This is a genomic window from Rhodopseudomonas rhenobacensis, from assembly GCF_014203125.1.
Lineage (GTDB): Bacteria > Pseudomonadota > Alphaproteobacteria > Rhizobiales > Xanthobacteraceae > Rhodopseudomonas_A > Rhodopseudomonas_A rhenobacensis.
In genome coordinates this window covers 1-22,050 of sequence record NZ_JACHIH010000048.1, presented here as the reverse complement: position 1 = coordinate 22,050, position 22,050 = coordinate 1, and the positions used below count along the sequence as shown (strand labels likewise).

Here is a 22,050-nt window from a genome sequence, read left to right as displayed (position 1 = left end):
TCAAGAATCCGTGTGGTTTGTATCAGGGCGTGATCGGGCGCAGCACCGGCTTGGCGCCGGGGGCGCGTTGCAGGTCCGCGAACAGGCTCGCGGCGGCGGAGCGGCCGGACAGCGCCGCCATCGGCACGCCGGGGCCGGGGTGGGTGCTGCCGCCGGCCAGATACAGCCCGTCGATCTTGGTGCGGGCGCCGGGGCGCTGGAACGAGGCGGTCCAGCCGTGCGAGGCCCGGCCATACAGCGCGCCGCCGGTCGCCGGAAACAGCCGGTTGAAATCCGCCGGGGTGGTGACTTGCGTCGCCAGCTCGTTGCGCTCGATCTGCAGGCCGCAGCGGTTGAGCACGCCGAAGGCGCGCTCGGCATAGTCCTCGACCTGCGCCTTGCCGAAGGCGTAGCGGTCGCCGATCGCCGGCGCATTGATCAGCACCAGCAATTCGTCGGCGCCATCGTCCCGCAGCGTCGCCTGGTTGTCGGTGCGGTCCTGCGCGCAGACATAGACCGTGGGCTCGCGCGGCACCGCGCCGCGGCCGAAGATGTCGTCGAACTCGGCCTGATAGTCGCGCGAAAAGAACACCGAATGCCGGCTCAGCGGAAAGCCCGCGGTCTTCGCCACCATGCTCCAGGTGATCGCCGACAGCGAGCGCTTGTTCGGCGGGATCGACTTTGCGGCGCGGCCGGCGGGTTTGCCGAACAGCCCGCCGCCCAGCGCCGCGACGTCGGCGCTGACGATGACGTTGTCGGCTTCGATCTGCTCGCCATCGGCCAGCACGACGCCGCAGGCCCGATTGCCGGAGGTCAGGATTTCGCGCACCGTCTGGCCGTAGCGGATCTCGGCGCCGAATTCGGTGGCGCAATCGGCCAGCGCCACCGCCAGCGAATGCATGCCGCCGTCCAGCACCCAGACGCCTTCGCGCTCGACATGCGCGACCAGCATCAAGGTGGCCGGCGCCTGATAGGGCGAGGAGCCGCAATAGGTGGCGTAGCGGCCGAACATTTGGCGCAGCCGCGGATCGTGAAAGTAGTCGCCGAGCGCAGTCCACATCGTGGTGAACGGCCGGATCTTCGGCAGATCGATCAGCCCGCGAAACCCGTCGGCGGCGATCAGCCCGGCGAGGCTGGGCTTTTCGGCGCGCAGAAACGGCTGCTCGAGAATTTTGTAGATCCTGCGGCTGTCGGCGCAGAACTGCTGAAACCGCTTGGCCTCGGCAGCGCCGGCGAAATCCCCGATCGCTTCCGTGGAGCGGGCTTCGTCCGCGAACAGATCGAGATGCGCGTGCTCGTCCCAGGCGTGGCGCGCGAGCACATCCAGCGGGCGCAACCGGACGTAGTCGGAAAAATCCTTGCCTGCGGCGGCGAACAATTCCTCGAACACCCAGCGCATGGTGAAGACGGTCGGCCCGGAATCGATCCGCGAGCCGCCGATGCCGATCTGCCGCATCTTGCCGCCCGGCGCCGAACCCTGCTCGAGCACGGTCACCGCCAGGCCGCGCGCCGCGAGCGCGAAGGCCGCAGTGAGCCCGGCGATGCCGGCGCCGACAATCACCACTTGATCCTTCGCAAGGCGCGGACTGAGCATTTGGTCTTGAGTCTCCCCGATCTCATTGACAAGTGTCTATGAATATTTACACTTGGTCGTGACAAGTCAAATTGACACTTTGCTGCCATACCGACGGGAGCCATCCATGGATGTCACCAACAGGATCGAACAGGCGCTTACCGACGCGATTGGGTTGGCCGCGGTGACAGGTTGCCCGCCCCGGCTCGCCGAGGCAATGCGCTATGCCGTGTTCCCGCGCGGTGCCCGGGTTCGGCCACGACTTTGCCACAGCGTTGCAGCGGCCTGCGGCGAGGACAATCCGGCCGCCACCGCGGCCGCCGGCGCCGCCCTCGAACTGATGCATTGCGCCTCGCTGGTGCATGACGATCTGCCGTGCTTCGACGGCGCCGCCACCCGCCGCGGTCGGCCCTCGGTGCACAAGGCGTTCGGCGAACCGCTCGCGGTGTTGACCGGCGACGCGCTGATCGTGCTGGCGTTCCAGACCATCGCCCGCGTCAATTGCGCGCCGGATCGGCTCGCCGCCCTGACCATGACGATCGGCCAGGCGGTCGGCGTGCCGTTCGGCATCGTCGCCGGCCAGGCCTGGGAATGCGAATCCGAAATCAACCTCGCGCACTATCATCGCTCCAAGACCGGCGCGTTGTTCGTCGCCGCGACCGCGGCCGGTGCGGCTTCGGCGGGCGCCGATCCGGAGCCGTGGCGGATGGTCGGCGAGAAGATCGGCGAGGCCTATCAGGTCGCCGACGATCTGCGCGATGCCGCCGCTGATGAAGACGAGATCGGCAAGCCGGTCGGACAAGACGTCGCCAACGGCCGCCCCAGCGCGGTGACCGAGCTCGGCATTGACGGCGCGATCTTCCGGCTGCAGGGTTTGGTGCGCGGCGCGATCGAAGCGATGCCGCCGTGCGAGAATGGCCACGAGCTGCGCTCGCTGATCATGTCGGAAGCCAAGCGTCTGGTCCCGGCCAAGCTCGCGCAGTCCGCCGCTTAAACTTCAAAGCGCCACGGCAGGCTCATGGCCTGCCGGTGGCGCTCGTCTGGATTCGTATGAGCTTGCGTGACCGGCTGCTGGGATTCCGCGATTCGGTGCTGTCGAATCCGGGGTTTCAACGATTTGCGGCGGTGTTTCCGCTGACCCGCCCGATTGCGCGCAAGCGCGCCGGGGCGCTGTTCGATCTGTGCGCCGGCTTTGTGTATTCGCAGATCTTGCTGGCCTGCGTGCGGCTGCGGCTGCTCGATCAGCTCGCCGGCGGACCGATCAGCGCCGCCGAGCTGGCCTCGCGGCTGAAGCTGCCGGTTACGTCGATGCAGCTGTTGCTCGACGCCGCGATCGCGCTCGAGCTGGTGCAGCGCCGCAGCCAGCAGCGCTACGGCCTCGGCAAGCTCGGCGCCGAACTCTACGGCAATCCCAGCGTCAGCGCGATGATCGAGCATCACGCCATGCTGTACGGCGACCTGCAGGATCCGGTGGCGCTGCTGCGCGGCCAGAGCAGCGCCGGCCAGCTCGCCGGCTACTGGCCCTATGCCAAGGGCGGCGCAACGGCCGAATTGTCGAGCGACGCGGTGGCGCCCTACACCGCGCTGATGTCGGCGTCGCAGCCGATGATCACCCAGCAGGTGCTGCACACTTATTCCTTCCGCGACCATCGCTGCCTGCTCGACGTCGGCGGCGGCGACGGCGCCTTCGTCGCCGCGGTCGCCGCGCAGGCCCCGCAACTGCGCTGCATGCTGTTCGATCTGCCGGCGGTCGCCGCCAAGGCCACCGCGCGGTTCGCAGCCTCCGGCCTGTCGTCCCGCGCGACCGCGACCGGCGGCAGCTTCCTGACCGACCCGCTGCCGCAAGGCGCCGACGTGATCTCGCTGGTCCGGGTGATCCACGATCACGACGACGAAGCCGCCATGACATTGCTGCGTGCTGTCCGCGCCGCCCTGCCGGACGACGGTACATTGGTGGTGGCTGAGCCGATTACCGGCGTTCGCGGCACCGAGGCGATCGGCGACGCCTATTTCGCGTTTTATCTGCTGGCCATGGGCAGCGGCAAACCCCGCACATTTGTCCAATTTCGCCAGATGCTTAGCGACGCCGGTTTTGCCGGTATCAAGCTGCTGCCTGGCGCTATGCCGCTGGTCACAAGCGTAATTACGGGTCGCTGCGCTCCGAAAATGTGTTAATCTGGCTTGACACTCACGCGCGTCACGTTAGCATGACAGTGCAGGGTAGGGGGCGGCTATGCTCCTATGGAATCGGAGTAAGCGATGGAAACCATCGCGGTAGTGCTGAAGCAGCCGAAACAAGTTGAAGTCAATCGGCTGGCTTTAACGGCTCCGACCGTCGACGACGTTGTCGTCGATGTTGCGTGGAGCGGCGTCAGTACCGGGACCGAGCGTTTGCTGTGGTCCGGCAAGATGCCGCAGTTTCCTGGAATGGGTTACCCGCTGGTCCCCGGCTACGAGTCGGTCGGCGAGGTGGTGGAAGCGGGCTCGGCAACCGAGCTGCGTCCCGGCCAGATGGTGTTCGTGCCGGGCGCGAAATGCTTCGGCGAAGTCCGCGGCCTGTTCGGCGCCTCGGCGTCGCGGCTCGTGGTGCCGGCCAAACGCGTCATTCCGCTCGATCAAGGCCTTGGTGAGCGCGGCATTCTGCTGGCGCTGGCGGCGACGGCTTATCACGCCATCGCGGCGCGGGGCGGGCGCTCGCCCGATTGCATCGTCGGCCACGGCGTGCTCGGACGGCTGCTGGCGCGCATCTCCATCGCGCTCGGCAATCCGCCGCCGGTGGTGTGGGAGAAGAACCCGATTCGCGCCGGCGGCGCTGAGGGCTACAGCGTCGTCGATCCCGCGGACGACGCCCGGCGGGACTACCAAAGTATCTATGACGTCAGCGGCGATCCGACTTTGCTCGACTCTTTGATTTCGCGCATCGCGGCGGGCGGAGAAATCGTGCTGGCTGGGTTTTACAGTGAGCCTTTGTCGTTCGCGTTTGCGCCGGCATTCATGCGCGAGGCCCGGATCAGGGTCGCCGCGGAATGGCAGCCGCCGGATATCGCGGCGACCAAGGATTTGATCGACAACGGGCGGCTTTCGCTCGACGGGCTGATTACGCATCACCACGACGCGAAAGCCGCGCCCGATGCCTACCGGATCGCTTTTGAAGATGCTGCATGTCTGAAAATGGTTCTGAACTGGAGATTGAGCTGATGAACGTTGTTCCCCAGGCCACCATGAAAGATGCGCTCCGAGCAGAAGCGGCGATCGAGCCGGATGCCCCGGTGTCGACTCCCGTGACCAAGGAAACTCAGATCATCGCGATCTACGGCAAGGGCGGCATCGGCAAGAGCTTCACGCTCGCCAACCTGTCCTACATGATGGCGCAGCAGGGCAAAAAAGTACTGCTGATCGGCTGCGACCCGAAGAGCGACACGACGTCGCTGTTGTTCGGCGGCAAGGCCTGCCCGACGATTCTCGAAACATCCTCGAAGAAGAAACTCGCCGGCGAAGAAGTGAAGATCGGCGATGTCTGCTTCAAGCGCGACGGCGTCTACGCGATGGAACTCGGCGGCCCGGAAGTCGGGCGCGGCTGCGGCGGTCGCGGCATCATTCACGGTTTTGAACTCCTGGAGAAGCTGGGCTTCCACGAATGGGGTTTCGACTATGTGCTGCTCGACTTCCTCGGCGACGTGGTGTGCGGCGGCTTCGGCCTGCCGATTGCCCGCGACATGTGCCAGAAGGTGATCGTGGTCGGCTCCAATGATCTGCAATCGCTCTACGTCGCCAACAATGTCTGTTCGGCGGTGGAATATTTCCGCAAGCTCGGTGGCAATGTCGGCGTCGCCGGCATGGTCATCAATAAGGATGACCAGACCGGCGAGGCGCAGGCCTTCGCCAAAGCGGTCGGCATCCCCGTGCTGGCCGCGATCCCGGCCGACGACGGCATCCGCAAGAAAAGCGCGAACTACGAGATCATCGGTCTGCCCGGCGGGCAGTGGGGTTCGCTGTTCGAGGAACTCGCGACCAACGTCGGCCTGGCGCCGCCGGTGCGCCCGACGCCGCTCAGCCAGGACGGCCTGCTCGGGCTGTTCACCAGCGACGTCACCGGACGCGACGTGGTGCTCGAACCCGCCACCATGGAAGACATGTGCGGCGTCGCCGTGCTCGACAAGCCGTCCCTCGAAGTCGTTTACGACGCAGCGTGACTAGCAACATGATGCGGAGTTCGACATGACTGTCGTTTTGCCACGCTATGCCGGAGCCATCGCCGATTCGGTCGTCAATGACGAGATCGACGTCGATGTCGCCGCCGATGCGCAGGACGCCGCCGCGGCGCCGGCGATCAACGTTGCGGCGACCAAGGCCGACGGCCTCGGCTGCCACGCGGGCGCTGCGGAGATGACCGCGGCGGCGCAGGCCGCCGGCAAGAGCGATATTCTCGATCGCTACGCCGCCGACTATCCGAAGGGGCCGCACGACCAGCCGCAGAGCATGTGTCCGGCGTTCGGGAGCTTGCGCGTCGGCTTGCGGATGCGCCGCACCGCGACGATCCTGTCGGGCTCGGCCTGCTGCGTTTATGGCCTGACCTTCGTGTCGCATTTCTACGGCGCGCGCCGCACCGTCGGCTACGTGCCGTTCAATTCCGAAACGCTGGTCACCGGCAAACTGTTCGAGGACATCCGCGAAGCGGTGTTCAAGCTCGCCGATCCCGCGCATTACGATACGATTATCATCACCAATCTCTGCGTGCCGACCGCGTCCGGCGTGCCGCTCGACCTGTTGCCGAACGAGATCAACGGCGTGCGCATCATCGGCATCGATGTGCCGGGATTCGGCGTGCCGACCCACGCCGAGGCCAAGGACGTGCTGGCCGGCGCGATGCTGGAATACGCCCGCAAGGAAGTCGAGCAGGGCCCGGTGCAGGCGCCGCGCGGCGGCCGCAGCGAGCGGCCGACGGTGACGCTGGTCGGCGAGATGTTTCCGGCCGATCCGGTCGGCATCGGCATGATGCTGGAGCCGCTCGGGCTCGCTGCTGGTCCGGTGGTGCCGACCCGCGAATGGCGCGAGCTCTATGCCGCGCTGGACTGCTCGGTGGTGGCGGCGATTCACCCGTTCTACAAGGCGAGCTTCCGGCAGTTCGATCTGGCCGGCCGCAAGATCGTCGGCTCGGCGCCGGTCGGTCACGACGGCACCGAAGCCTGGCTGGAAGCGATCGGCACCGCCTGCAATGTGTCGCGCGACAAAATCGACGCCGCCAAGAACCGCTTCCTGCCGATGATCAAGTCGGCGCTCGCCGCCAAGCCGATCAACGCCCGCATCACCGTCTCCGGCTACGAAGGCTCTGAACTCTTGGTGGCGCGGCTGCTGATCGAAAGCGGCGCGGATGTGCCCTATGTCGGCACCGCCTGTCCGCGCACCGAATGGTCGGACGCCGATCGGCAATGGCTCGAGGCCAAGGGCACCAAGGTGCAGTACCGCGCCTCGCTGGAACAGGACTACGCGGCGATCGACGAATTCAAGCCGCAACTGGCGATCGGCACCACCCCGGTGGTGCAGAAGGCCAAGCAGATGGCGATCCCGGCTCTGTACTTCACCAACCTGATCTCGGCGCGGCCGCTGTTCGGCGTCGCCGGCGCCGGCTCGCTGGCGCAGGTCGTCAACGCCGCGCTCGGCAATCAGGCGCGGTTCGACGAGATGAAGGAATTCTTCGGCGAGGTCGGGCAGGGCTATGCCGCCGGGGTCTGGGAAGACACCCCGAAGGACAACGTCCCGTTCCGCGAGAAGTACAAGAAGCAGATTGAGGCGATGGCCAAGAAGCGCAAGTCCGAGGAGATGATCTGATGCTCGTCCTCGACCATGATCGCGCTGGCGGCTATTGGGGCGCGGTGTACGCCTTCACCGCCTTGAAGGGCCTGCAGGTGATCATCGACGGCCCGGTCGGCTGCGAAAACCTGCCGGTGACCTCGGTGCTGCATTACACCGACGCGCTGCCGCCGCATGAATTGCCGATCGTCGTCACCGGCCTCGGCGAGGAAGAACTCGGCCAGACCGGCACTGAGGGCGCGATGAAGCGCGCCCATCGCGTGCTCGATCCGTATCTGCCGGCGGTGGTGGTCACCGGATCGATCGCCGAGATGATCGGCGGCGGCGTCACTCCCGAAGGCACCAATATCAAGCGCTTCCTGCCGCGCACCATCGACGAGGATCAGTGGCAGAGCGCCGACCGCGCCATCGTCTGGCTGTGGAAGGAATACGGCACCAAGAAGATTCCGGAGCGCAAGCCGCGCGCCGAGGGCGTCAAGCCGCGGGTCAACATCATCGGACCGATCTACGGCACCTTCAACATGCCGTCGGATCTGCACGAGATTCGCCGGCTGATCGAAGGCATCGGCGCCGACGTCAACATGGTATTCCCGCTCGGCACGCATCTCGCCGATATTCCGAAGCTGGTGAATGCCGACGTCAACGTCTGCATGTATCGCGAGTTCGGCCGCATGCTGTGCGAAGCGCTGGAGCGGCCCTATCTGCAGGCGCCGATCGGGCTGCATTCGACCACCAAATTCCTGCGCAAGCTCGGCGAACTGCTCGGGCTCGATCCCGAGCCGTTCATCGAGCGCGAGAAGCACACCACCATCAAGCCGCTGTGGGATCTGTGGCGCTCGGTGACGCAGGACTTTTTCGGCACCGCGAGCTTCGCGATCGTCGCCAACGAGACCTATGCGCGCGGCGTCCGCAATTTCCTCGAGACGGAAATGGGGTTGCCCTGCACCTTCGCGGTGTCGCGGCTTACCGGCAAGAAGACCGACAACGACGCGGTGCGCGCCGCGGTGCGCGAGAAGCCGCCGCTGATCCTGTTCGGCAGCTACAACGAGCGCATGTACCTCGCCGAGGCCGGCGGCCGCGCGATCTACATCCCGGCGTCGTTCCCGGGCGCGGTGATTCGCCGGCATACCGGCACGCCGTTCATGGGATACTCGGGCGCGACCTATCTGGTGCAGGAGGTCTGCAACGCGCTGTTCGATGCGCTGTTCAACATCCTGCCGCTCGCCGCCGATCTCGATCGGGTGGATCCGACGCCGGCGCGCCGCCACGAAGAGCTCGCCTGGAGCGACGAGGCCAAGGCGCTGCTCGACGAGGTGCTGGAAAGTCATCCGGTGCTGGTACGTATTTCCGCCGCCAAGCGGCTGCGCGACGCTGCCGAGAGCAGCGCGCGCCGCGCCGGCGAAGAGCGGGTGACGAAGGATTTTGTTACCAAGGCCCGCGCGCTCATGGAAGGTCAATCGGCATGAGTGTGATTGAGGCAAAACAATGCTTTCTGAAATTGCGCGGTGTCATATGCGCAAATCAACATTCAGGAGAATGATCGATGTCCGACTATGTCCATACCGGCCGTCGCTTCAGACTGCTTCCCGACAGTGCCGACAAGGAATCGCGGGTGATCTACGGCGCTTGCTACGCGCTGTTTCTGGTCCGCGCCGTGGTGACGCGGGCGATGCCTTGGCGCGCGCGGAAGTCCGCGAGCCATGAGTCGGTATTTTGTGAGGCCAACAACGCGGCGAGTGTCTTGGTGACCTCGTCGTTCATGGGCTTGTAATTCGAGAATTTCGTCCGGCGGTGCCGGACGGAACACTGCCGTCTCGGAAACGATACGGTAATCACTGTCGTTTCGGAAACGATACGGCATTCATTGCCGCCCACGCTTGGGCGGCGAGCGGCCGAAAGGCCATCACTAGGAGGTGTACCAAATGAGTGACGGTTCCATCTCGGGACTTTCCGAAGCGGAAGCTAAGGAATTCCACTCGATCTTCGTGACGAGCTTCTTCCTCTTCATCGTTGTCGCTGTGGTTGCTCACATTCTTGCTTGGATGTGGCGTCCCTGGCTCGCGCCCGTTGGCGGTTACAAGACCGCGCTGGATAGCATCCAGCATTTTGCAACGTATCTGTCGTAAAGGGAGGCAACTATGTGGCGAATTTGGCTTCTGTTTGATCCGCGCCGTGCGCTGGTTCTGCTGTTCACGTTCCTGTTCGGGCTCGGCATCATCATCCACTTCATCCTGCTGAGCACCAGCCGGTTCAACTGGCTCGATGGTGCGAAGAAGACTGCTGAGATCACTCTCAGCATGCTCACCTGATGGCATGACGTACTGCTCACCGGAACGGACGAGAAACGGACCGCCCTGCCGGGCTCGGCCGTTTCCGGGGGCGACGGCAACTACGATGGATAGAACGATGGATATTCCCTGGCTCGCACGCGGAGGAACGATCGATGGCAATGCTCAGCTTTGAGAAAAAATACCGCGTTCGCGGCGGAACGCTTATCGGGGGGGACCTGCTCGACTTCTGGATTGGTCCCTTCTACGTCGGTTTCTTTGGGGTCGCGACGGTCTTCTTTGCAGTCCTCGGCATCGCGCTGATCCTGTGGAATACCGCGCTCGGCCCCACCTGGAATTTGTGGCAGATCAGCGTCAACCCGCCGGACGTTAAATACGGACTAGGATTTGCTCCGCTTGCCGAGGGCGGCATTTGGCAGTGGGTTACGATCTTCGCCTGGTGCGCGTTCGTGTCGTGGGCGCTGCGCGAGGTGGAAATCTGCCGGAAGCTTGGTATCGGCTACCATGTTCCGTTCGCATTCAGCTTCGCGATCTTCGCTTACACGACCCTGGTTGTGATCCGCCCGGTTCTGATGGGTTCCTGGAGCTACGGCTTCCCCTACGGCATTTTCACGCATCTCGATTGGGTGTCGAACACCGGCTATCAGTACGGCCAATTCCACTACAACCCGGCCCACATGATCGCGATCACGTTCTTCTTCACGACGTGTCTCGCGCTGGCACTGCACGGCGGTCTGGTTCTTTCCGCGACCAATCCCGACCGTGGCGAGCCGGTCAAATCGCCCGAGCATGAGAACACCGTGTTCCGCGATCTGGTCGGCTATTCGATCGGCACCATCGGCATCCACCGCGTTGGCCTGTTCATCGCGCTGTGCGCCGTGTTCTTCAGCGCGGTGTGCATGCTGATCTCCGGCCCCGTGTTGTCCGAAGGCGGTTCCTGGCCCGATTGGTGGGAATGGTGGCGTCGTCTCCCGGTCTGGAGCTCGTAATTTAACCCGGTCACAAGAAAGAGTCTTGTCATGGCCTATCAGAATATATTCTCGCAAGTGCAGGTGCAGACCGCTGCACACCATGGGGTACCCTTGCGGGCCGGGAGTTCGGCCCGTGAGACCAAGACGATGTTCAACTACTGGCTGGGTAAGATCGGCGACGCGCAGGTGGGGCCGGTTTATCTCGGCTACACCGGCGTAGCGTCACTGCTCTGCGGGTTTGTTGCCATCGAGATCATCGGCCTCAACATGTTGGCGTCGGTGGACTGGAGCCCGATCGCGTTCCTGAAGAACTTCTGCTGGTTGGCTCTCGAGCCGCCGAAGCCGGAATATGGCATTGGCTTCGCCCCGCTCCAGGAAGGCGGCTGGTGGTTGATGGCCGGGTTCTTCCTGACCACCTCGATCGTGCTGTGGTGGGTGCGGACCTATCGCCGCGCTCGGGCGCTCGGCATGGGCACCCACGTGTCGTGGGCGTTCGCTTCGGCGATCTTCCTCTATCTGTCGCTCGGCTTCATTCAGCCGGTGTTGATGGGGAGCTTCAGCGAAGCGCCGCCGTTCGGCATCTTCCCGCATCTCGACTGGACCAACAACTTCTCGATCAAGTACGGCAATCTCTACTACAACCCGTTCCACTGTCTCTCGATTGCGTTCCTGTATGGCTCGGCGCTGCTGTTCGCCATGCATGGTGCGACCATCTTGGCCGTGAGCCGCTACGGCGGTGAGCGTGAAATCGAGCAGGTGGTCGACCGCGGGACCGCGCTTGAGCGTGCGGCGTTGTTCTGGCGCTGGACCATGGGCTTCAACGCCACGGCCGAGTCGATCCATCGCTGGGCCTGGTGGTTTGCGGTTCTGGTGACCTTGACGGGTGGTATCGGCATCATCCTGACCGGCCCGGTTGTCGACAATTGGTTCGACTGGGGTGTCAAGCATGGACTGGCGCCGCCTCGGTAAAAGTGCATAACGACCCTGCGAACTCGGAACGCGCGCGCCTCACTTGCAAGTTGCTGGTCAGGCGCGCGCAACCTCTTGCTCTACGTTCGCCGCTCCAGCGCGACTGGATGGGTCTGTGAATTCCAACGCGGCGAAAACACGCACGAGCGGAGGGTCACTTCTTGTTGGAGGATATTTGCCCTGGCGCAAGTGTTCAAATCTCCGAAGGAGTCGCTGGGAGATCTCGGTGCACTGTCTGCTGCGAAGCTGATCGCCGCGGCGACAGACGTTGCGCTGGTGGTCGACGGCCAGGGCGTGATCCTGGATGTGGCGTTCAACAAGGACGAATTGTCCCTGGAACTAGACGGCCAGGGGCGGTGGCTCGGCGCCAAACTCGCGGACGTGGTCACCTCGGACACCCAGACGAAAATCCGGGAATTGCTGCAGGAGGCCACGGAGCGTGGCTCGTCGGCCTGGCGGCAGGTCAACCATGCCTCGCCCGGCGGCGAGGACGTTCCCATTCTGTATTCGGCGGTCGAGTTCGGCCGCGACAATCGCCTCTTGGTGATGGGCCGCGACCTGCGGCAACTGGCGATGATGCAGCGACGGCTGGTCAACGCCCAGCAGTCGATGGAGCGCGACTATATCAAGCTGCGGCATGCCGAAACCCGGTATCGCCTGCTGTTTCAGGTCTCTTCGGAAGCGGTCATGATCGTTGATTCCAGCAACGAGACGATCATCGACGCCAACCCGGCGGCGCTCGCGCTGTTCGAGCAGAGCGCGCCGCAAATGCTGAATTCCTCGTTTCCCAGCCATTTCAACGGCGCCAGTTCGCAGGCGATCTCCAACCTGTTGGCGGACGTGCGCGCCACCGGGCGCGACAACCGGGTCCGCGTGCACGCGGCCAACGGCCCGCGGGATTGCGACGTCTCGGCGTCGCTGTTCCGGCAGGAGAACGCGGCGCTGTTCCTGATCCGGCTGTCGTCCTATTCGACCATGCCGGAAGCCGGCGGCCTGAAGGCCACGGCGATGCTGGCCAATTTCTTCGAATCCGCCGCCGACGGCCTGGTCATCACCCAGTATGACGGCCGCATCGTGAAGGCCAATCTGGCGTTCCTGGAGATGGCGCAGCTCGGCAATGCCGAGCAGTCCCGCGGCGAGTCGCTGGATCGCTGGCTCGGCCGCACCGGCGTCGATTTCAGTGTGGCGCTGGCCAATCTGCGGCAGAGCGGATCGATCAAGCTGTTCACCACGGTGCTGCGCGGCGAATACGGCGCCACCGCCGAGGTCGAGGTGTCGGCGATGTCGCTAACCGACAGCGAGGACAAGCCGAGTTTCGGCTTCGCCATCCGCAACGTCGAAAAGCGGCTGTCGGCCGCCTCCACCTCGAAGCGCGAGCTGCCGCGCTCGGTAGCCCAGCTGACCGAGCTGATCGGCCGGGTGCCGCTGCGCGATCTGGTGCGCGAGACCACCGACGTGATCGAGAAGCTGTCGATCGAGGCCGCGCTGGAATTGACCGGCGACAACCGGGCGTCGGCAGCCGATATGCTCGGGCTCAGCCGGCAGAGCCTTTATGTCAAGCTGCGCCGTTATGGCCTGGCCGAACACGCACCGGAAGGCGAGGGCGCCAATGACTAACGCGCCGATCAGCAACACGCCGATCAACAACACCGCGGCCCGGCGCCTCGCGCCGTCGGCGGTGCTCGAGGTACTGCACCCGATCACCTGGTTTCCGCCGATGTGGGCGTTCGCCTGCGGCGTGGTGTCGTCGGGCGTGCCGATCTCCTCGCGCTGGGTCGAAGTGATCGCCGGCATCGTGCTGTGCGGGCCGCTCTTGGTCGCCACCAGCCAGGTCGTCAACGACTGGTTCGATCGCGACGTCGACGCCATCAACGAGCCCCACCGGCCGATCCCCTCGGGCCGGATCCCCGGGCGCTGGGGCCTCTATCTGTCGTTCATGTGGACCGCGGCGTCGCTATTGCTGGCGAGCCAGCTCGGGGTCTGGGTGTTCGGCGCCGCCGTGCTCGGCCTGGTGCTCGCCTGGATCTATTCGATGCCGCCGTTCCGGCTGAAGCAGAACGGCTGGCTCGGCAACGGCGCCTGCGCCATCACCTATGAAGGCTTCGCCTGGTTCACCGGCGCCGCCGTGATGATCGGCGGCCTGCCGTCCTGGCCGATCGTGACGCTGGCGCTGCTGTACTCAGCCGGCGCGCACGGCATCATGACGCTCAACGACTTCAAATCGATCGAGGGCGACATCAAGACCGGGGTCGGCTCGCTGCCGGTCCGGCTCGGCGTGCAAAATGCCGCGCGGGTCGCCTGCGCGGTGATGGCGATCCCGCAGCTCGTGGTGATCGCGCTCTTGGTCTCCTGGGATCGGCCGATCCAGGCCGGCATCGTCGGCCTGGTGCTGGCGCTGCAGCTCGGGCTGATGGTGCGCTTCCTGCGCACGCCGGTCGAGCGCGCGACCTGGTTCAGCGGTCTCGGCGTCGCGCTCTACGTCATCGGCATGATGGCGAGCGCGGTTGCGGTGTCGTCGTTCGGAGCGCCGGCATGATCTTTGTGGCGAACGGAGGAGCGCAACCATGATGCGACCGCTGTCCTGGTTCGGCATTGTCCGGATGGGCCTGGTGCAGACCGGGCTCGGCGCCATCGTCGTGCTGACCACCTCGACCCTCAACCGGGTGATGGTGGTCGAACTGGCGATGCCGGCGATGCTGCCGGGCGCGCTGGTCGCCATCCATTACGCGCTGCAGGTATTTCGCCCGGCCTGGGGCCACGGCTCCGACGTCGGTGCACGGCGCACGCCGTGGATCGTCGGCGGCATGGCGGTGCTGGCGTTTGGCGGCTTCCTGGCGGCGGTGGCGACCGCCTGGATGACCACCCAGCCGCTGCTCGGGGTGGCGCTGGCGATCGTGGCGTTCTGCCTGATCGGCGGCGGGGTCGGCGCCGCCGGCACCTCGCTCCTCGTATTGCTCGCCAAGCGCACCGACGAGCGCCGCCGCGCCGCTGCCGCCACCATCGTCTGGGTGATGATGATCGCCGGCTTCATCGTGACCACCGCGGTCGCCGGCCAGATGCTCGACCCGTTCTCGCCGCTGCGGCTGGTGATCGTGTCGGGCTGCGTCTCGACCGCCGCGATGCTGCTGACCATCGCTGGCGTGTGGGGCATCGAGGGTCGGCGCGCTGCACCGGCGCCGCTGGCGAAGCCGGCGGCCGTCGCGGCGAAGTCCTCGTTCCGCGCCGCCTTCGCCGAAGTCTGGGCGGAGCCGCAGGCCCGCCGCTTCGCGATCTTCGTCTTCGTATCGATGCTCGCCTACAGCGCCCAGGATCTGATCCTGGAGCCGTTCGCGGGCGTGGTGTTCGGCTTTACGCCGGGCGAAACCACCAAGCTGTCGAGCGTGCAGCACGGCGGCACGTTGCTCGGCATGGCCTTGGTGCCGCTGATCGGCGCGGTGTTTCCGAAGTCGCGCGGCAACCTGCAGGTCTGGACCATCGGCGGCTGCCTGGCCTCGGCGCTGGCGCTGCTCGGCCTCGCCGCCGCGGCGATCGTCGGCCCGGCCTGGCCGCTGCGCGAGACGGTGTTCGCGCTCGGCGTGACCAACGGCGCCTACGCGGTGGCCGCGATCGGCTCGATGATGGCGCTGGTCAGCGCCGGCGGCGAGCATCGCGAGGGCGTGCGGATGGGATTGTGGGGCGCCGCGCAGGCGCTGGCGTTCGGGCTCGGCGGCTTCGCCGGCACGCTGGCCAGCGACGTCGCGCGTTATTTCCTGAGCTCGCCGGCGCTGTCCTATTCGACGGTTTTCGCAAGCGAAGCCGGGCTGTTCATTTTGTCCGCGATCATGGCGGTGTGGGTCCATCGCGCGCAGGCTAAGGCCGCCCAACGTCACGGCGATGTTGGCAATCTCTCCACAGCTGCAGTCGCCGGGGGGCTGACATGACGGAAAACCTGGAAGTTTATGATGTCGTCGTAGTCGGCGGCGGGCCCGCCGGCGCGACCGCCGCGCATGATCTCGCCAAGGACGGCCGCAAGGTGGCGCTGCTGGATCGCGCCGGCCGCATCAAGCCCTGCGGCGGGGCGATCCCGCCGCGGTGCATCCGCGATTTCAATATTCCCGACCACATGATCGTCGCCAAGATCACTTCGGCGCGGATGGTGTCGCCGTCCGATCATCACGTCGACATGCCGATCGACGGCGGCTACGTCGGGATGGTCGATCGCGCGGTGTTCGACGAGTGGCTGCGCAAGCGCGCCGCCGACGCCGGCGCGGAGCGCCGGACCGGCCTCTACAAGCGGCTCGAACACCAGGACGGCGGCACCACGCTGGTGCATTACGACGAGCGCGCGACCGACGGCAGCATGGTCGAGAAGACCGTGCGCACCCGGGCGGTGATCGGCGCCGACGGCGCGCTGTCGGCGGTGGCGCGGCAGTGCATTCCCGATGCCGACAAGATGCCGTTCGTGTTCGCCTATCATGAGATCGTGCGGGCTCCCAAGAACGCCGACGGGCTGTACGATGCGGCGCGCTGCGATGTGTATTATCGCGGCACGGTGTCGCCGGATTTCTACGGCTGGGTGTTTCCGCACGGCGACACCGTCAGCGTCGGCACCGGCTCGGCGCATAAAGGCTTCTCGCTGCGCGAATCCGTCGGCGGCTTGCGCGAAGCCGCCGGGCTCAGCGACGTCGAGACCATCCGCAAGGAGGGCGCGCCGATTCCGCTGCATCCGTTGCCGCGCTGGGATGACGGGCGCAACGTGTTGCTGGCCGGCGACGCCGCCGGCGTCGTGGCGCCGGCGTCGGGCGAGGGCATCTACTACGCCATGCTGGGCGGCCGTCTCGCCGCCGATGCGATCGATCTGTTCCTGGAGACCGGCGACGTCGCCAGCTTGGCCACCGCGCGCAAGCGCTTCATGCGCGCCAACGGCACGGTGTTCTGGATTCTCGGCCTGATGCAGAAATACTGGTACTCCAGCGACAAGCGCCGCGAGCAGTTCGTCAGCATCTGTCGCGACCGCGACGTGCAGAAGCTGACCTGGGACGCCTACATGAACAAGAAGCTGGTGCGCGCCAAACCGATCGCGCATGTCCGGATCTTCTTCAAGAATCTGGCGCATATGACCGGGCTGGCCTCGGCATAATGGCGACGCGCAAGAGTTTCTGGAAGCCGGTCCTGATCGCGGCCGCGGTCGCGACCGGCATCGGCACTGTGGGCGGTCTTCTGACCGACACCGGCATCTGGTATCAAAGCCTGACCAAGCCGTCGTGGCAGCCGCCGGATTGGGCGTTCGGGCCGGCTTGGACATTGATCTTCGCGTTGGCCGCGATGTCGGCGATCTATGCCTGGCGTAGCGCCGAAACGGCGTGGCAGCGGCGCGGGGTGGTGGCGCTGTTCGCGCTCAACGGCCTCTTGAACGTGTCGTGGAGCACGTTGTTCTTCGTGGTGAAACGCCCGGACTGGGCGCTGCTCGAAGTGGTGCTGCTGTGGCTGTCGGTGCTGCTGCCGATCCTGGTGTTCTGGCGGCGCTCGAAGCCCGCGAGCTATTACTTGGTGCCCTACCTGCTGTGGGTGTCGTTCGCGGCCTTCCTCAATCTGACGGTGGTGCGGCTCAACGCGCCGTTCAGCTGATGCCGCAGCCTTGCACCCGCGCCGCGCGCTGCGAGATCGTCCGCCATGGCTGAACTGTTCGCCAACGGCCACTTCGTCGATCTGGTGCTGCTCGTGGTGGTGCTGGAGGCCGCATTCCTGATCGGGCTGTGGCGGTGGAAGCGCCGCGGCGTGCCGCCGGGCGATTTCCTGCCCAATCTGATCTCCGGCGCATTGATGCTGCTGGCGCTGCGGCTGACGCTGGCCGGCGCCGGCTGGCAGCTGGCGACTGCGTGCCTGTCGGTCGCGGGCCTCGCCCACCTCTACGACATCATCCGCCGCTGGCGGAACGGCTAACCCCGGTCTCGCTCCGGTTCAAAGATCCTTCGCCCAAAAGAAAAGGGCGGAACGACGATCCGAAGATCGTCATCCCGCCCCGTTCAATTGGTGCGACGCTGTCGCGGCTTACTTCTTCGCGAAAGTGTCCAGATAGGCGATGACGTCCTTGCGCTGCTGCTCGTCGGCCAGCTTGAAGGTCATCTTGGTCGATCCGACCGCGAGTTCCGGCTTGCCCTTCTCGGTCAGGAACTTCTTCAGGAAAGCGTTCGGATCGGGCAGGTACTGCATGACCAGTTCGTTGGTCCAGACCAGACCGGCCTCGCCGGCATTCTTGTTGAGCGGCGAATAGGCAAAGCCGGGGGCGGTGCCCGACTGGCGGCCGATCACGCCGGTCAGCGCCGGGCCGACCAGGTTCTTGGCGTCGGGACCGATGCGGTGACAGGTCATGCACTGCTTGAAGACCGCTTCGCCCTTGGCCGCATCCTGCGCCGAGGCCCCACCGGCCATCATCGACCCAGCCGCGGCAAGCGCCATAAGTGTCAGAATTTTCTTAGCCACGTTATTCTCCATGATCTCGCATTGGCTCTTCGAACGACTCGGCAAGAGAAATGCACTTTCAACGGAAATCATAAAAACCTGTTATCTACGGGCTGTAAAGCCGAATGGACATGTCACTTTGTGGAATACGGGATAGATTTCTTGACTCCTGCCATTGATTTGGCGCAAATCATTCTCGTTTCGAAGCCCTAGGCTTCCTTGATGTCAAGCAGCGTTGTCACTATCTCCACGTCTCGGGGAACAGCGCTTGACGTCGGTTGGTTCAGACATGATGAATACTGGCAAGGCTGCGGCGGAAACGGCCGCGAGACCCACGGGGCAGCCTGATCTGACCCTGCTGCTGGATATGGACGGCATCGTTCGAGACGCCACCCTGTCCGGAGCCATGGCTGACGAGCGCATCGAGAGCTGGCTGGGCCGCCCCTGGAGCGAGATCGCCGGCGAGACCGGCGGCGACAAAATTAAACGGATGGTCGACGACACCCGCGCCAGCGGGTTTTCGGCGTTTCGCCAGATCAACCAGAAATTCCCGAGCGGCGTTGAAATTCCTATGGAATTCACCGCGATGCTGCTCGGCGACCGGACCGGCATGCTGGTGTTGGGCAAGAACTTGCAGGCGGTCGCGGAATTGCAGGCCCGGCTGATCGCCGCCCAGCAATCGATGGAGCGGGATTATTGGCGGCTGCGCGAGGTCGAGACCCGCTATCGGCTGGTGTTCGACGCTTCCAACGAAGCCGTGGTGATCGTTTCGGCAACCGATTTCCGCGTCGTCGAGGCCAATCTCTCCGCCGTGCAGGCGCTGACCGGACGCCAGCGCGGCAACGACGCGCTCGCCGGCCGCGAATTTCTGCTCGATGTCGCGCCGAAGGATCGCGAGGCGGTGCACGCCATGCTGGCGCGCGTGCGCGAGCGCGGCAAGGCGCTGAGCATCCTGGTGCATCTCGGATTCTCCGAGCAGGCCTGGATCCTGCGCGGCGCCTTGGTGCCATCGGAGCCGGGACAGATCCTAATTTTGCACTTCACCCCGGCAGCGATCGCGGCGCCGAGCACCGAACAACTCGAGCATGCGGCGATCAAAGAGCTGATCGACCGCGTCCCCGACGGCTTCGTCGCGCTCGATGCCGGCGGCACCATCCAGCACGCCAACCAGGCGTTTCTCGATCTGGTGCAGGTCGGCTCCAAGCCGCCGGTGATCGGCGAATCGCTCCGGCGTTGGCTGTCGCAGCCCGGCGCCGACTGGAACGCGTTGCTGGCGCAACTGCGTCGCTACAAGACGGTGCGATTGTTCCGCACCACGTTGCGCGGCGAACTCGGCAGCGAGACCGAAGTGGAAATCTCCGCGGTGGACGCCGACGGCGAGCAGAGCTATATCGGCGTGCTGCTGCGCAACGTGTCGCGCCGCTTCAACGAGATGCCCGAAGGCGATGCGCTGCGCACGGCGTTGGGCCCGATCAGCGAGCAGCTCGGCCGATCGTCGCTGCGCAAACTGGTCAAGGATACGGTCAGCATCGTCGAGCAGCACTACGTCAAACAGGCCCTGGAACATGCCGGCGGCAACCGCACCGCGACCGCGGAGCTTCTGGGATTGAGCCGGCAAAGCCTTTATGCAAAGCTGAACCGCTACGGTCTCGACGACCGGGACACGGACGCCCAGGATATCTCAGAGGACTGAGTTGGTTGATGCCCACGCGCCCACTGCGTTCGGAAAGGCTGACCTTTCGAATTGCGAGCGGGAGGAAATTCATCTCGCGGGCTCGATCCAGCCGCACGGCGCGTTGCTCGTTGTCAGCGAGCCGGACCATATCGTCGTCCAGGCCAGCGCCAATGCCGCGGAATTCCTGAACCTCAAGCAGGTTCTCGGGCTACCGTTGGCCGATCTCGACGGCGATCTCCTCATTCGCATCCTGCCGCATCTCGATCCGACCGCGGAAGGCATGCCGATCGCGGTACGCTGCCGGCTCGGCAACCCGGCGACGGAGTTCGACTGTCTGCTGCACCGGCCGCCTGAAGGCGGGTTGATCATCGAACTCGAACGCGCCGGCCCCTCGCTCGACCTATTGCACCAGATCGCGGCGGCGCTCGAAACCATTCGGAGCGCGAGTACGCTGGGGGCACTCTGCGATCAGGCGGCGAGCCTGTACCGCGAGCGCACCGGCTACGACCGGGTGATGGTCTATCGGTTCGATGACCAAGGCCATGGCGAGGTGTTCTCCGAGCGCTGTCGATCGGATCTCGAAGCCTATCTCGGCAACCGCTATCCGGCCTCCGACATCCCGCAGATCGCCCGCCGGCTTTATGAGCGAACCCGGGTCCGCGTGCTGGTCGACGTCAATTACCAGCCGGTGCCGTTGCAGCCGCGGCTGTCGCCCTTGACCGGGCGTGAACTCGATATGTCGCTGTGCTTCCTGCGCAGCATGTCGCCGATTCATCTGCAGTATCTCAAGAACATGGGGGTCCGCGCCACGCTGGTGGTGTCGCTGATGGTGGGCGGCAAACTGTGGGGGCTGATCGCCTGCCACCACTACGAGCCGCGTTTCCTGCATTTCGCATCCCGCGCGGTGTGCGAGTTGCTGGCCGAGGCGATCGCCACCCGGATCGTGGCGCTGGAAAGCTTCGCGCAGAGCCAGTCCGAGATCTTCGTGCAGCGTCTCGAGCAGCGAATCATCGAGGCGATCTCGCGCGAGGGCGACTGGCGAGCCGGTTTGTTCGACACCGCGCAATCGATCCTGCAGCCGCTCGCCGCCAGCGGCAGCGCGCTGATCTATGAAGGCCAGGTCAGCAGCGTCGGCGAAGTGCCCGGCACCCAGGACATTCGCGCGATCGGGGCCTGGTTGGATCGGCAGCCGCGCACCGCGGTGATCTACACCGCGGCGCTCGGGATCGACGTCCCGGAATTCGCGCCGCTGACCAAGGTCGCCAGCGGCATCGTCGCCATCCCGGTGTCCAGCAATCCCGGCGAATATCTGATCTGGTTTCGCCCGGAGCGCGTACACACCGTGACCTGGGGCGGCGACCCGCTGAAGCCGTTCGTGATCGGCGACAATCCCGCGGACCTGTCGCCGCGCCGGTCGTTTGCGCAGTGGCACCAGCTGGTGGAGGGGACCTCGGATCCGTGGGGCCCCGCCGACGTCGCCGCCGCGCGCGCGATCGGCGCCGCCGTTGCCGACATCGTGCTGCAGTTTCGCGCGGTGCGCACGCTGATCGCCCAGGACCAGCTGGAAAAATTCAGCAGTCAGGTCGGCATCTCGGATCAGCCGGTGATCATCGCCGATATCGAAGGCAAAATCCTGCTGCTGAACGATGCATTCCGGGCGTTGCTGCCGACCGACCATGTGCCGTCGCAGCGGCTCGACAATCTGGCGGGCGCGTTCTGCGATCCGGAGGAATTTCTACGCTGCATCCGCGACCTCATCACCTATCGTCGGCCCTGGCGCGGCGAAATGTTGTTGCGCGGAGAAGGCAACGACTCCAAGCCGCTGCTGGTGCGGGCCGATCCGGTTTTCCCTTCGAAGGATCGCGTGCTCGGCTTCGTGCTGATCTTCGTCGATGTGACCAATCGCAAGGCCGCGGAGGCGGCGCGGAGCCGGCTGCAGGAAGGCATCATCAACAGCCATCGGGTCGGCAGCGTGCGGCTCGATAGCAAGACCGATCTGATCTACCAGAATCTGTTGTCGTCGGTGGTCGAGAACGCGCAGCTCGCCGCGTTGGAGATCACCTATGGGGTGGAGACCAGCCGCATCGCCGGCATGCTGGAAAGCGTCCGCAATTCGACGCTGCGCACCGCCGAGGTGCTGCAGCATCTGGTCTGGCATTCGTCGCGGACCTCCGGCGACGACAAGTGAGCGCAAGCCGCGCCGTCGCGCGGCCACCGACGCCGTGGCTCGACCATCACGGCGGGCGGGCTAGAGCATTTTCGGTTGAGATTGAAGCATCCAACCCAAACGCGGCCGTCATTCCGGATTGCGAGTTCGAAGAACGAGCAAGTCCGGAATCCATA

Annotated in this window: 21 protein-coding genes; 19 read left to right on the top strand and 2 right to left on the bottom strand. The window is 65.2% G+C overall.

The features are described 5' to 3' along the window. Positions 1-22: 22 nt before the first annotated feature. The gene (gene crtD / locus HNR60_RS22790; RefSeq protein ID WP_184262491.1) at positions 23-1,573 is read right to left on the bottom strand and encodes a 1-hydroxycarotenoid 3,4-desaturase CrtD; all 1,551 of its coding nucleotides are present in this window, start codon (positions 1,571-1,573) and stop codon (positions 23-25) included. Positions 1,574-1,679: 106 nt separating this feature from the next. On the opposite strand from crtD, the gene HNR60_RS22785 reads away from it, so the two are divergent. The 17 genes from HNR60_RS22785 (at position 1,680) to HNR60_RS22705 (ending at position 17,513) form a co-directional block, all read left to right on the top strand. Then, complete coding sequence (locus HNR60_RS22785; protein ID WP_184262489.1) at positions 1,680-2,546, top strand: polyprenyl synthetase family protein; 867 nt, start codon at positions 1,680-1,682, stop codon at positions 2,544-2,546. A 56-nt stretch (positions 2,547-2,602) separates the two neighbouring features. Then, positions 2,603-3,727 carry a methyltransferase gene (locus HNR60_RS22780; protein WP_184262487.1) on the top strand — a complete coding sequence of 375 codons (1,125 nt, stop codon included), beginning with the start codon at positions 2,603-2,605 and terminating at the stop codon, positions 3,725-3,727. A gap of 84 nt (positions 3,728-3,811) precedes the next feature. Continuing rightward, positions 3,812-4,750 (top strand): chlorophyll synthesis pathway protein BchC, encoded by a 939-nt coding sequence (gene bchC / locus HNR60_RS22775; protein WP_184262485.1) that lies wholly within the window; start codon positions 3,812-3,814, stop codon positions 4,748-4,750. Then, positions 4,750-5,745, top strand: a complete 996-nt coding sequence (locus HNR60_RS22770) for a chlorophyllide a reductase iron protein subunit X (RefSeq protein ID WP_184262483.1) — start codon at positions 4,750-4,752, stop codon at positions 5,743-5,745. The genes bchC and HNR60_RS22770 overlap by 1 nt, the downstream gene beginning before the upstream one ends. A gap of 25 nt (positions 5,746-5,770) precedes the next feature. Beyond that, positions 5,771-7,381, top strand: a complete 1,611-nt coding sequence (bchY, locus tag HNR60_RS22765; RefSeq protein WP_184262480.1) for a chlorophyllide a reductase subunit Y — start codon at positions 5,771-5,773, stop codon at positions 7,379-7,381. Then, on the top strand, positions 7,381-8,829 hold the full coding sequence (gene bchZ, locus HNR60_RS22760; protein ID WP_184262478.1) for a chlorophyllide a reductase subunit Z: 1,449 nt from the start codon (positions 7,381-7,383) through the stop codon (positions 8,827-8,829). The genes bchY and bchZ overlap by 1 nt, the downstream gene beginning before the upstream one ends. 77 nt (positions 8,830-8,906) lie before the next feature. Further along, positions 8,907-9,134: a hypothetical protein gene (locus HNR60_RS22755; RefSeq protein ID WP_184262476.1), complete on the top strand. Its 228-nt coding sequence runs from the start codon at positions 8,907-8,909 to the stop codon at positions 9,132-9,134. A gap of 151 nt (positions 9,135-9,285) precedes the next feature. Continuing rightward, the gene (pufB, locus tag HNR60_RS22750; protein WP_041801471.1) at positions 9,286-9,489 is read left to right on the top strand and encodes a light-harvesting antenna LH1, beta subunit; all 204 of its coding nucleotides are present in this window, start codon (positions 9,286-9,288) and stop codon (positions 9,487-9,489) included. 12 nt (positions 9,490-9,501) lie between these two features. Next, positions 9,502-9,672 carry a light-harvesting antenna LH1, alpha subunit gene (gene pufA, locus HNR60_RS22745; protein ID WP_011471765.1) on the top strand — a complete coding sequence of 57 codons (171 nt, stop codon included), beginning with the start codon at positions 9,502-9,504 and terminating at the stop codon, positions 9,670-9,672. 134 nt (positions 9,673-9,806) lie between these two features. Further along, positions 9,807-10,640 (top strand): photosynthetic reaction center subunit L, encoded by an 834-nt coding sequence (gene pufL / locus HNR60_RS22740; RefSeq protein ID WP_184262474.1) that lies wholly within the window; start codon positions 9,807-9,809, stop codon positions 10,638-10,640. Between the two features lie 30 nt (positions 10,641-10,670). Further along, a complete protein-coding gene (gene pufM / locus HNR60_RS22735) occupies positions 10,671-11,591 on the top strand; it encodes a photosynthetic reaction center subunit M (protein ID WP_184262472.1) in 921 nt (306 codons plus the stop codon). A gap of 189 nt (positions 11,592-11,780) precedes the next feature. Next, positions 11,781-13,208 (top strand): transcriptional regulator PpsR, encoded by a 1,428-nt coding sequence (gene ppsR / locus HNR60_RS22730; protein ID WP_184262470.1) that lies wholly within the window; start codon positions 11,781-11,783, stop codon positions 13,206-13,208. Then, positions 13,201-14,127 carry a chlorophyll synthase ChlG gene (gene chlG / locus HNR60_RS22725; protein WP_210313743.1) on the top strand — a complete coding sequence of 309 codons (927 nt, stop codon included), beginning with the start codon at positions 13,201-13,203 and terminating at the stop codon, positions 14,125-14,127. The genes ppsR (HNR60_RS22730) and chlG overlap by 8 nt, the downstream gene beginning before the upstream one ends. Before the next feature lie 28 nt (positions 14,128-14,155). Continuing rightward, positions 14,156-15,511, top strand: a complete 1,356-nt coding sequence (locus tag HNR60_RS22720) for a BCD family MFS transporter (protein ID WP_184262468.1) — start codon at positions 14,156-14,158, stop codon at positions 15,509-15,511. Then, complete coding sequence (locus HNR60_RS22715) at positions 15,508-16,710, top strand: geranylgeranyl diphosphate reductase (protein ID WP_184262466.1); 1,203 nt, start codon at positions 15,508-15,510, stop codon at positions 16,708-16,710. The genes HNR60_RS22720 and HNR60_RS22715 overlap by 4 nt, the downstream gene beginning before the upstream one ends. Continuing rightward, positions 16,710-17,198, top strand: coding sequence for a TspO/MBR family protein (locus HNR60_RS22710; protein ID WP_184262464.1), 489 nt, complete (start codon positions 16,710-16,712; stop codon positions 17,196-17,198). Before HNR60_RS22715 ends, HNR60_RS22710 begins: the two co-directional genes overlap by 1 nt. 45 nt (positions 17,199-17,243) lie before the next feature. Continuing rightward, entirely contained in the window at positions 17,244-17,513 is a 270-nt protein-coding gene (locus HNR60_RS22705; protein WP_184262462.1) for a hypothetical protein, read from the top strand. Between the two features lie 108 nt (positions 17,514-17,621). Here the strand turns inward: HNR60_RS22705 and HNR60_RS22700 are convergent, their stop codons facing one another. Next, on the bottom strand, positions 17,622-18,053 hold the full coding sequence (locus HNR60_RS22700) for a c-type cytochrome (protein WP_184262460.1): 432 nt from the start codon (positions 18,051-18,053) through the stop codon (positions 17,622-17,624). Between the two features lie 268 nt (positions 18,054-18,321). Between HNR60_RS22700 and ppsR (HNR60_RS22695) the strand changes: the two genes are divergently transcribed. Next, positions 18,322-19,725 carry a transcriptional regulator PpsR gene (gene ppsR / locus HNR60_RS22695; protein WP_184262458.1) on the top strand — a complete coding sequence of 468 codons (1,404 nt, stop codon included), beginning with the start codon at positions 18,322-18,324 and terminating at the stop codon, positions 19,723-19,725. A gap of 1 nt (position 19,726) precedes the next feature. Then, complete coding sequence (locus HNR60_RS22690) at positions 19,727-21,895, top strand: GAF domain-containing protein (protein WP_184262456.1); 2,169 nt, start codon at positions 19,727-19,729, stop codon at positions 21,893-21,895. Positions 21,896-22,050: the final 155 nt, after the last annotated feature.

What these genes read in the sequence shown, in the direction of transcription:
- chlG (WP_210313743.1), top strand. Translation starts at nt 13,201, where the DNA reads ATGACTAACGCGCCGATCAGCAACACGCCGATCAACAACACCGCGGCC.
- pufB (WP_041801471.1), top strand. Translation starts at nt 9,286, where the DNA reads ATGAGTGACGGTTCCATCTCGGGACTTTCCGAAGCGGAAGCTAAGGAA.
- ppsR (WP_184262458.1), top strand. Translation starts at nt 18,322, where the DNA reads ATGATGAATACTGGCAAGGCTGCGGCGGAAACGGCCGCGAGACCCACG.
- HNR60_RS22785 (WP_184262489.1), top strand. Translation starts at nt 1,680, where the DNA reads ATGGATGTCACCAACAGGATCGAACAGGCGCTTACCGACGCGATTGGG.
- pufM (WP_184262472.1), top strand. Translation starts at nt 10,671, where the DNA reads ATGGCCTATCAGAATATATTCTCGCAAGTGCAGGTGCAGACCGCTGCA.
- HNR60_RS22770 (WP_184262483.1), top strand. Translation starts at nt 4,750, where the DNA reads ATGAACGTTGTTCCCCAGGCCACCATGAAAGATGCGCTCCGAGCAGAA.
- HNR60_RS22780 (WP_184262487.1), top strand. Translation starts at nt 2,603, where the DNA reads ATGAGCTTGCGTGACCGGCTGCTGGGATTCCGCGATTCGGTGCTGTCG.
- HNR60_RS22715 (WP_184262466.1), top strand. Translation starts at nt 15,508, where the DNA reads ATGACGGAAAACCTGGAAGTTTATGATGTCGTCGTAGTCGGCGGCGGG.
- bchC (WP_184262485.1), top strand. Translation starts at nt 3,812, where the DNA reads ATGGAAACCATCGCGGTAGTGCTGAAGCAGCCGAAACAAGTTGAAGTC.
- HNR60_RS22705 (WP_184262462.1), top strand. Translation starts at nt 17,244, where the DNA reads ATGGCTGAACTGTTCGCCAACGGCCACTTCGTCGATCTGGTGCTGCTC.
- pufL (WP_184262474.1), top strand. Translation starts at nt 9,807, where the DNA reads ATGGCAATGCTCAGCTTTGAGAAAAAATACCGCGTTCGCGGCGGAACG.
- HNR60_RS22755 (WP_184262476.1), top strand. Translation starts at nt 8,907, where the DNA reads ATGTCCGACTATGTCCATACCGGCCGTCGCTTCAGACTGCTTCCCGAC.
- HNR60_RS22720 (WP_184262468.1), top strand. Translation starts at nt 14,156, where the DNA reads ATGATGCGACCGCTGTCCTGGTTCGGCATTGTCCGGATGGGCCTGGTG.
- bchY (WP_184262480.1), top strand. Translation starts at nt 5,771, where the DNA reads ATGACTGTCGTTTTGCCACGCTATGCCGGAGCCATCGCCGATTCGGTC.
- crtD (WP_184262491.1), bottom strand. Translation starts at nt 1,573, where the DNA reads ATGCTCAGTCCGCGCCTTGCGAAGGATCAAGTGGTGATTGTCGGCGCC.
- bchZ (WP_184262478.1), top strand. Translation starts at nt 7,381, where the DNA reads ATGCTCGTCCTCGACCATGATCGCGCTGGCGGCTATTGGGGCGCGGTG.
- HNR60_RS22710 (WP_184262464.1), top strand. Translation starts at nt 16,710, where the DNA reads ATGGCGACGCGCAAGAGTTTCTGGAAGCCGGTCCTGATCGCGGCCGCG.
- pufA (WP_011471765.1), top strand. Translation starts at nt 9,502, where the DNA reads ATGTGGCGAATTTGGCTTCTGTTTGATCCGCGCCGTGCGCTGGTTCTG.